This is a genomic window from Hyphomicrobiales bacterium, from assembly GCA_016710435.1.
Classification (GTDB): domain Bacteria; phylum Pseudomonadota; class Alphaproteobacteria; order Rhizobiales; family Aestuariivirgaceae; genus Aestuariivirga.
On the sequence record JADJVV010000038.1, the window covers coordinates 1 to 9,144 of the forward strand.

General features: G+C 61.4%; 13 protein-coding genes and 1 pseudogene. All 14 read left to right on the forward strand.

Annotated elements, in window-relative coordinates; genetic code table 11:
- Positions 1–776: 776 nt before the first annotated feature.
- The 14 genes and pseudogenes from IPM06_20830 to IPM06_20895 all read left to right on the forward strand — a co-directional run bounded on the left by IPM06_20830 (position 777) and on the right by IPM06_20895 (position 9,087).
- Positions 777–992 (forward strand): hypothetical protein, encoded by a 216-nt coding sequence (locus tag IPM06_20830; protein MBK8772856.1) that lies wholly within the window; start codon positions 777–779, stop codon positions 990–992.
- Positions 979–1,497: a hypothetical protein gene (locus IPM06_20835; protein ID MBK8772857.1), complete on the forward strand. Its 519-nt coding sequence runs from the start codon at positions 979–981 to the stop codon at positions 1,495–1,497. Before IPM06_20830 ends, IPM06_20835 begins: the two co-directional genes overlap by 14 nt.
- Position 1,498: 1 nt before the next feature.
- Positions 1,499–1,871, forward strand: a pseudogene (locus IPM06_20840) (hypothetical protein).
- A 203-nt stretch (positions 1,872–2,074) separates the two neighbouring features.
- A complete protein-coding gene (locus IPM06_20845; protein ID MBK8772858.1) occupies positions 2,075–2,320 on the forward strand; it encodes a hypothetical protein in 246 nt (81 codons plus the stop codon).
- 147 nt (positions 2,321–2,467) lie between these two features.
- Positions 2,468–2,752 carry a hypothetical protein gene (locus IPM06_20850; GenBank protein ID MBK8772859.1) on the forward strand — a complete coding sequence of 95 codons (285 nt, stop codon included), beginning with the start codon at positions 2,468–2,470 and terminating at the stop codon, positions 2,750–2,752.
- A complete protein-coding gene (locus IPM06_20855) occupies positions 2,749–2,991 on the forward strand; it encodes a hypothetical protein (protein MBK8772860.1) in 243 nt (80 codons plus the stop codon). Before IPM06_20850 ends, IPM06_20855 begins: the two co-directional genes overlap by 4 nt.
- 58 nt (positions 2,992–3,049) lie before the next feature.
- Positions 3,050–4,507, forward strand: a complete 1,458-nt coding sequence (locus IPM06_20860) for a hypothetical protein (protein ID MBK8772861.1) — start codon at positions 3,050–3,052, stop codon at positions 4,505–4,507.
- Between the two features lie 9 nt (positions 4,508–4,516).
- Complete coding sequence (locus IPM06_20865) at positions 4,517–6,673, forward strand: hypothetical protein (GenBank protein MBK8772862.1); 2,157 nt, start codon at positions 4,517–4,519, stop codon at positions 6,671–6,673.
- Positions 6,673–7,002 (forward strand): hypothetical protein, encoded by a 330-nt coding sequence (locus tag IPM06_20870; protein ID MBK8772863.1) that lies wholly within the window; start codon positions 6,673–6,675, stop codon positions 7,000–7,002. Before IPM06_20865 ends, IPM06_20870 begins: the two co-directional genes overlap by 1 nt.
- Positions 6,999–7,334, forward strand: a complete 336-nt coding sequence (locus IPM06_20875) for a hypothetical protein (protein ID MBK8772864.1) — start codon at positions 6,999–7,001, stop codon at positions 7,332–7,334. The genes IPM06_20870 and IPM06_20875 overlap by 4 nt, the downstream gene beginning before the upstream one ends.
- Positions 7,331–7,570 carry a hypothetical protein gene (locus IPM06_20880; GenBank protein ID MBK8772865.1) on the forward strand — a complete coding sequence of 80 codons (240 nt, stop codon included), beginning with the start codon at positions 7,331–7,333 and terminating at the stop codon, positions 7,568–7,570. The genes IPM06_20875 and IPM06_20880 overlap by 4 nt, the downstream gene beginning before the upstream one ends.
- Position 7,571: 1 nt before the next feature.
- Positions 7,572–8,042 (forward strand): hypothetical protein, encoded by a 471-nt coding sequence (locus IPM06_20885; GenBank protein ID MBK8772866.1) that lies wholly within the window; start codon positions 7,572–7,574, stop codon positions 8,040–8,042.
- A 57-nt stretch (positions 8,043–8,099) separates the two neighbouring features.
- The gene (locus tag IPM06_20890; protein MBK8772867.1) at positions 8,100–8,366 is read left to right on the forward strand and encodes a hypothetical protein; all 267 of its coding nucleotides are present in this window, start codon (positions 8,100–8,102) and stop codon (positions 8,364–8,366) included.
- Between the two features lie 274 nt (positions 8,367–8,640).
- Entirely contained in the window at positions 8,641–9,087 is a 447-nt protein-coding gene (locus IPM06_20895) for a hypothetical protein (GenBank protein ID MBK8772868.1), read from the forward strand.
- Positions 9,088–9,144: the final 57 nt, after the last annotated feature.

Consider the following 9,144-nt stretch of genomic DNA (forward strand, 5'->3'; position numbering starts at 1 on the left):
TCTTATGTCTTATATAAGAGTTGGCGATCTCTCATGAGGTGGTACAGCAAATACCCTAATCTATATAATCTATATAATATTTATATATATTATTAGTAGTAGTAGTAGTGGTTTGAATCCTGGAAAGCCTTGCGAATCAGTGACTTGACTGGTAGGCCGCCGCACACCTATCTAACATATAACGTTACGTAAGATAGTGATCTATCGGCATTAATCTGATCACGTTATATGTATTAATGTGCGGTAATGCCTTTAATAGTGTGCGAATTGGCATTAAAGTTTAGCGTCCTGGCGTCCTGGCGTCCTGGCGTCGGCGCCGCGCTAACGCCTGGCTGTTAGGCGGCCGGAGATCGATCCGGCCCTGCCCTGCCCTGCCCTGCCCTGCCCTGCCCTGCCCTGCCCTGCCCTGCCCTGCCCTGCCGGCGCCAGGCGACCCCAATGTCATGCCGCACGGCCGCCATGCCGCCGACATTTCTCTGCGGCTATGCGTTTTGGGTTCCGGGCGGTTGGGGGGAACGCGGGCGCGCGGGCGGGGGTTCGTTCCATGTTGTGCACACGACCGCCCGAAAAACCGAATATGACAATTTCATAACACCAAAATTTTTGCCGCCCCGCAGCCCGATATGACGACCTCATACTATGACATAACACTAGCTCCAAAAATCAGCGCCCCTTTCATAGTAAAGTGTAAAGAACTTAACTACTTGACACGTCCGGCATGCCGTGCGATACTGTTTCAGGGCTGAGCGATTTCGCTGCTCTCACATGGAGGAAACATGAGCAAAGCAGATACCGAACCGCGCAGGCTACTGCGCACGGCGGCGGCAGAGATCAGGGCGCTGCGCCGCCACAACGAACTCCTGAACGCCCAGGTAGGGGTGATGGAAGTATTCGCCGCCGCGCTGGGGCTGCGCAAAAACGAGAATGGAGCCACTATCGATATCGTGTGGGAAATCGAACGCGCGCTGATGAATTCGGATGAGTCTGACTGAAGCCCCAGACCCCCACGAAAGCCCGGCCGCGCTGCGCCAAGCCGCGAGGCTGGAGGACGTGCCGGAGATCTACCGCAAGACACATGAGAGGCTGGCCGTGGAACTGGCGCTGCACGTCGACGACGCCGCCGACATCTTCGCCAGGTACGGCTACACCGACGACCAGGCCGTGGCGCTGGTAGAGAGCCCGGCGTTCGTGGCGCTGATGCAGCACGCCCAGAAGGAGGTCATGGAGTCCGGTCTAGGCTTTCGCACCAAGGCGAAGCTGATCGCCGGCGAGCTGCTGCCCTATGCCCACGACATCGCCACCGACCCCCTACAGAGCGCCGCGGTCAGGATGGACGCGATAAAATGGAGCGCCCGCGTTGCCGGCCTGGAGCCCAAGGAAGTGAAAGATGACGGCAAGACTGGCGGCGGCCTCACGCTCAGCATCACGTTCGCCGGCCAAGCCCCGCAGCAAGTAGTATCGACACGCGAAGCACTAACCATAGACCAGGAGAATTGACATGAGCATAGACGAACAGGCAATCGAAACCGAAATCCAAGCCAAGGGCCTCAACGCGCCGCGACTCTACCCGGAGAAGATTGATGCCGTGATCACCGGCGAGGACTACCACGTCTTCCCCGGCACGACGCTGACGGTGTGCTGCCTGCGGCTGCGCACGGCTACACCGTTACCGGCGAGGCGCGGCGGCCGAGAACTTCGACGTCGATCTTGGCAAGAAGATCGCCCGCAGCAACGCCCGCGACAAGATTTGGGCGTTGGAGGGCTACTGCTCCGGAACACCTTTTCAGTCGGCAGGAAAACTAGCACGGCATGCAAAAAACTGGCGTGACGTGCAAGACCCCCGCAGCACCAACCCCCACAAGGAGAACTAGCATGAACACCGCAACCCATGAAGCCCAACTGAAACTGGCAGCCGCCCGCCAGGGCCCTGGACGACGCCGCCAGCCGCGGCTTCCCCGCCGCCAACCAGCCCCACCTGACCGCCGCGTGGCGGGCGGCAGAGGCCGAACTCTACGCGCTGTCCGACGTCAACACGGCGCCCGACGAACCGCCTGCTGATGGCGCCGGTGCCGATTTGACCCTCAGCCCAGAAGCTGAGGCAGAGTTGAGCGCGGGCCTTGTCTCCGACGAGCCCGACGAACCGCCTGCTGATGGCGCCGACTTGACTCTCAGCCCCGAGGCCGAACTCTACGCGCTGTCCGACGTCAACACGGCGCCCGACGAACCGCCTGCTGATGGCGCCGACTTGACTCTCAGCCCCGAGGCCGAGGCAGAGTTGAGCGCGGGCCTTGTCTCCGACGAGCCCGACGAGCCGGCGTGAGCGTCGTAGCCTGGGACGGCAAGACGATCGCCGCCGACAAGCGCGCCATGTGCGCCGGCGCGCACTTCACCACGACCAAGATCCGGAAGATCAAGCGAGCCGACAGGTTCCGGAGTACCTGGCGAGGACCAGGACTCCGGCGAGCTGATGGCGTCGTGGTACGAAGCCGGCGCCGATCCCACCGCGTTCCCGGCGTGCCAGAAGGACAAGGACTCGTGGGCGCGACTGATCGTGGCCGACCAGAACGGCTGCAAGTTTTATGAACGCCAGCCGGTAGCCGTCCGCGTCGAGGACAAGTTCTCCGCCTGGGGCTCCGGCCGTGACTTCGCGCTGGCGGCGATGTACCTCGGCAGTACTGCCCGCCAGGCAGTCGATGTGGCGGCCGCGCTGTCCTCGGAGTGCGGCAACGGCGTCGATTATTTCCACCTATGACAGCCCGCGCGATCATCCACCCGCGCTGCCTCCACGGACCCGCCGCCGGCGCCCTGGAGGCGGTGCTGCACGCCCATGGCTTCGCTACCGGCGAGCTTGCTGTCGGCCCGCCCGGCGAGCGCGGCTACTGCGACCTCGTGCGGCTGATCGACAAGGATGGCGACACGCTGACTCTGGAGCGCATGGACGGCCACCGGTTCGAGCACCGCATCAACACCGACGAGCCGCAGGTGGCGTGATGGAACTTTCTCCCAATCACGCAGGTCAAATTCCAATGGAGAAACAAGAGGGTGCAGGATGAACATCGACTTCAAAGCGTCACTGACTATCACGGCGTTCATGGCGTCGAATGCCAGATATCGCTTTATCCTCGGTCCGTTCGGGTCAGGAAAGACGGTCGGTACGATCATGGAGTGTATCCGCCGGGCGACTATGCAGCGCCCGTCCCCCATTGACGGCAAACGCAAAACACGCATCGCCATCATCCGCAATACGGCGCCACAGTTAAATGATACAGTCATAAAATCATTCCTGTCGTGGTTCCCTTCGGGCACGCTGGGCGTGTACACCGCTACCGGAAAGACTTACAAGATACGTCAGGGCGATATTGAGTGCGATATCATATTCCGTGCCCTTGACGACGCCGCTGACGTATCCAACTTGCTGTCGTTGGAACTGACGATGGCAGAGTTGTCGGAGTTTCGTGAGTTAGCGCGCGAGATTGTAGAAGGGCTTGACGGCCGGATTGGTCGTTTTCCTGGGGCTCGCGACGGCGGCTGTACCTATGCGGGGATATTCGGCGACTCGAACATGCCGCAGGAGGGCAGTTGGTGGGAGCGCATGTTGGAAGGGTATGACCCCGACGACGGAAAAACTAAGAAGGGGAATGGCTGGGAAGTATTCAAGCAGCCTGCTGCGATGGTCAAACTGGCAGATGACACATACGCTCCAAACCCGCTTGCCGAGAACACTGAGAACCTCCCACAGAACTACTATCAGCACCTGTGCGTGGGGAAGAGCGAGGAGTACATTAGGACATATGTACTTATGCAATATGGAAGGTCGCTCGGTGGAAAACCTGTGCACCCCATGTTCAATCGCGACGTGCACGTGTCGAAACAGATACTGCTACCGAATAGGCAGAACCTCCTGCTAATCAGTGCTGACTTCGGACTTACCCCAGCCATCGTACTCAAACAGCAAGACGCCTTTGGGCGTGTCCTTGCCCTGGATGAAATCGTTACGTTCGGAATGGGAATAGAACGAGCGATTGAAACGAAACTGCTCCCGCTTATTAGGCAGAGATATGATGGGTTTGACATGTTCGTGACCGGCGATCCGGCGGGAGGGACGGGGGCACAGTCCAATGAAGTTTCGTGCAGTGATATATTTCGCCAGTACCGAAACAAAGGGCTTGGGAAGGTTAAATTGGCGTGGAGCAACAATCCAGTTCATCGGCAGGGCGCGACTGACCACTTCCTCAGCATGCTCGTTGACCGTGGCATGCCCGCATATCAGGTTTCCCCTACATGCGAATGGCTTATACAAGCACTCGGAGGGAAGTACCAATTCAAGAAATACAAAGACGGCCGCGAGAGTTCGGAGGTCGAGAAAAACGACTGGAGCCACGTCGGCGACGCGAATCAATATTCAGATATGTACTGGCAGCGCGGCGGCCGTCGGAAAGCCGAAAACACCGAACGCAGTACCATTCGCCCCCCCGCGAACGTTAATCCGTACGCCACACCGCGCTAAGGAAAAATCATGGACACCCCAACCCTACCCCCTGCCATCAACGACGACGCACTCAACAGGCTCGGCCGGCGCATCTTCGGCCTGTGGCCAACGCACGTCAGCGACCGCCGCCAGATCGAAGAACGCTGGATGAAGAACCTCTATCAGGTGCGGAAGATATATGACCCTGAAGTGCTGAGTATGATACCGGCGGATAGGTCAAAGGCATATCCCGGCATGACGGCGTGGATGGTGCGCGGCACAATTGCAAGGTTAATGCAAATGCTCTGGCCACAGACCGAGAAGAACTACGGCGTGCGGGCGTCGCCGCTGCCCGACCTGTCGACCGAGCAGTTGCAGCAGGTACTCGACAGTCTGGTGCAGGAGAAGGCGCAGGGCGGCGACGCCTCGCAAGTCGAACTCAGCGACGCCGAAATCGAGAAGGGCATCCGCGAGTTCGCCAAGGGTAAGGCCGAGTCGATGGAGAAGAAGATCGACGACGACCTCCAGGAGATGGAGTTCGTCACGCTGGCGCGCAAGGTCGTGCGGTCGGCGACGATCTACAATATTGGCATACTGACGGGGCCGTTCCACAAGAAGGTAAAGGCGCGCACCTGGCGGCGCGACGTCAACACCGGCGCCTACAAGGCCGTAGAAGTCGACAAGTACAAGCCGCTGTTTGAGTTCTTGCCGGTGTGGAACCACTACCCCGACATGACGGCTACCGACCTGACGAAACAGGACGGCAAGTTCGACAGGCACATCATGACGCGCGCCGAGGTAGAAGAACTCGCGCAGCGCCCCGACTTCATCGCGACGAGGATAACCGACTACCTGGAACGCAACCAGTCGGGCAACTACAAGGCACAGTGGTGGGAGTCCGTGATGAAGGGCGAACCCAAGAGTGCGCAGGCGGCGATCTCCGGCAAGGAAAGCCGAAAGTACGAAGTGCTGTCGTACTGGGGGCACGTCACCGGGCACGAACTGCGCGGCGCCGGCGTGACTATCGCCGACGCCGACCTCGGGCGATCGTTCCACAGTAACGTGTGGATGATCGACGACGTCACCATCAAGGCGAAGTTGGCGCCGCTTGGCGAGACTGTCCAGCACCACCACATCTTCGTGTTCGAGGACGACGACCTGTCCATCCTCGGCAACGGGCTGTGCGACACGCTGCGCGACTCGCAGGTCAGCCTGAACGAAACGGTGCGCGCCGCCCTCGACAACGCCGGCGTGATCGGCCCCATGGCGGAGATCAACACCGACATGCTGACGCCGGGCCAGTCCATGGCACTCAGCAAGCACAAGTCGTGGCTGCGCGAGAGCAACGGCGGCCAGTCCGACGCCATACCGGCGGTGCGTAACGTCAGTATCGACAGTCACATCCACGAGCTGCTGCCGCTGATCCAGTTGTTCCTGAGCTTCGGCGACAAGGAGTCCGGGCTGCCGCCGGCGTCGCTGGGCGACACGTCGGGTGGCGGCAGCGAGGCGCTTCGCACGCAGCGCAACGCCAGCATGTTCCTCGGCGCCGCCGCGCTGCCGGTGCGCGACACCGTGCGTAACTACGACACCTTCACCATATCGATGATCTCGGCGCTCGTGGCGTGGAACAAGAAGTACGACGCCGACCAGAGCCGCGACGGCGACCACAACATCATTGCCCGCGGCTCGACGAGCCTGATCGCGAAGGAAGTGCTGGCGCAGTCGCTCGCCGAGTTCAAGGCGAGCCTGACGCCAGACGAGCTGCCGTACATCAAGCCGCGCGCCCTGCTGATCGAACGCGCGAAGGCCAACGACATCCCCATCGACGACCTGATGGAGGACGAGGACAAGGCCGAGCAGATCATCGAGCGGAACGCTCAGCAGCAGGCCGCCATGGCCCAAGGCCAGATGGACCTCGTCACCGCCCAGGTCAAGGAGGTTCTCAGCAAGGCGCTGGAGCACGAGGCCAAGGCATCATCCGAGCAGGCGGCGGTCGGAACGACGGTGTTGCAGACCATCATCGACGCCATCAACACCAGCAACAAGCACAGCGTCGACCGGGCCAAGGCGCTGGTGGCGGCACATGCGGCCGACACGAGCCGGCAGGTCGGGCACGCGCAGGCCCTGACGGCAGCACACGGCGCCGATACGGCGCGGCAGGTAGCGGGTAAACCGGCGGCTGCTGGCCGGAATAAAGGAGGCTGATGATGGGGTATTCCAGCAGCGCTGAAGAGCGCAAGGCTCAAAATCTGATTGTGCGCCCCTTCCCAAGGGCAGGCAAAGTCGCAACATTCAAACGCCTGCGCCGACATCCGAATTTCAAGTGGCCAGCAGATCCGGCAGACCTGACCGACGATGCGCTCGTGCGGTATATTTGTGAGGCATGCGCGAACTTTGTAAGTCCTGAAAAGCACGAAGGCGAGAACGACGAGTTTCGGTGCGAGGATATATCCAATGCGATTCGGGAACTATTTTTGCCTGAATTGACGGGGCAGGTGGACCGCCTACGAACGATAGGAGGAGAGGCGACATGAACGGGTGGATTGGGGTAGATCTGGACGGCACGCTGGCTTACTACACCGGCTGGATTGGGCCGGAGCACATCGGCGATCCAATCCCAGAGATGGTACGGCGGGTAACGGCCTGGATTGCGAAAGACATCGAAGTTCGCATATTCACGGCTCGGGCTTCCGTTCCTGAGCAGGTTCCGTCGATTTACGAGTGGAGTCTCAAGCACATCGGAATTGTGCTGCCGGTGACGAACGTGAAGGATTTCGGCATGGTCGAATTGTGGGATGACCGGTGTGTGAGAGTCATACCCAACACAGGGCGCGCCTGTTGCGGGCTACAAGGAGAGTCGACATGAACGTGATCAAGCAGGAACAACACAAGACCGAACTGAACATTTTCCAGTGCCGGAACGAAGGCGGCCTGCAAGCCATGCGCGACTGGCTGTACGCGCGGCAGGCCCGCATCAATACGGAGTGGATTGGCATGGCGGGCGACGACTTGATCCGAGAACAAGGCGAGGCGCGCGTCGTGGCCCGGCTGATAAAGCTGATCGACGACGGCCCCGCCATCAAACAACTACAGGGAGCATGACATGGCAACTGACAACAACGATTTCGACGCCGCGTTCGCGGAGGTAGTCGCCGCGATGGACGCGGCCCCCGCGCCGGCACCAGCACCTGAGCCCGCGCCGTCTCCCATGCCGACTCCCGCGCCGACTCCAGCACCTGAGCCAGCGCCCGAGCCCGCGCCGGCGCCGGAGGCCGCCCTTGAACCGATCGAAACGCCAGCACCTGCCCCCGCGCCAGCACCTGCCCCCGCGCCAGCACCTGCCCCCGCGCCAGCACATGCCCCCGCGCCAGCACCTGCCCCTGCGCCGGCGCCGGCAGAGACGCCGGAAGCCAGGGCGGAGCGCGAGGCCCTGGAGGAAAGTATCACGCCCTACGCGCCGACCGAGGACGAAGTCGCGGCCCTGGAGCAGTTCAGGAAGGAGTTTCCGAGCGAGGCCAAGGCCATCGACGCCCGCCTCAAGTCGATCGACCGCGACATAAACGCCAGGGTATAAGGCCGTGCAGAAGTTCGCCGAACAGATGGAGCCCGGCTGGCGCCAGTTGAGAACACGGTGACGACATCAGCTATCGAGGCCCACGTTGCCGCCCTGCACGCCGCGCACAGCGACTACGACGCCGTGATCGCGAAGGCCCCGGCGTGGATCAAGACGTTGCCGTCGTACGCGCAGGCTGGCGCGCAGGCGGTGTACGACCGCGGCACGACGCAGGACGTGATAGCCTTGGTGAATGACTTCAAGAAGGCGACTGGAGTAGCCACCCGGCCGCGCCTGCACCAGCGCCCGTTCCGAAGCCGCCTCCTGCTGGAGCCGAAGACCTGACGCCGGTCGGCTCGCGGCGCGTCGCCGTGACGCCGAGGGGCACCCAGATCCAATGACTTCGCGGGGCTTTCGCCGAGGCCGTGGCGGCCATGAAGTAACCCCTTGCACAAAAAGGTAAAAGGTGGAATACTGGTTATATGAATGATCGAACCCTAACCTAACGCGAGGAGATCTCCGTGGCGCTTACCAACCCCTTGACCGAAAAGACATTGCCGCAGCGATCGTTGACCCCGAGGTAAAACGGCTTCTGCGCCAAATGCTCGCCGGCACTACGATGCAACTCGAAGCTGGCGCCGGCATCACTTCCGGTACCGGCACCGTGTATCGATCCAGTGTCACGAAAGACAACGGACTCATTACCACCACGATCCTCATCGATCTCACGGGCCTGGCGTCATCCACTACTGACCTCGACATCATCGGCGTCGGCACCAGTCCGGCGCACATCGGTCAGGTCTCCGTCGCCCGCAGCGGCACGCTACTCAGCGGCAGAATGACCTGCCTTGAAGTCCCCGCCGGCGGCGTCGCCGACATCGACCTGTATTCCGCCACCGAAGGCACCGGCGTGTTCGACGGCGGCGTCGCCGCCCTCACCGAGACCGCGCTGATCACTGCTGGCGGCAACTGGACTCTGGCTTTGGTTAAGGCGATTGCTCAGCCGGCCGCGACGAGCCAGTATCTGTACCTGACCGGCGGCGCCGCCGCGCCGCCACGTACCTGACCGGCAAGTTCCTGATCGAGCTGCAAGGATACGACGCCTAAGACCGACCGCATCATG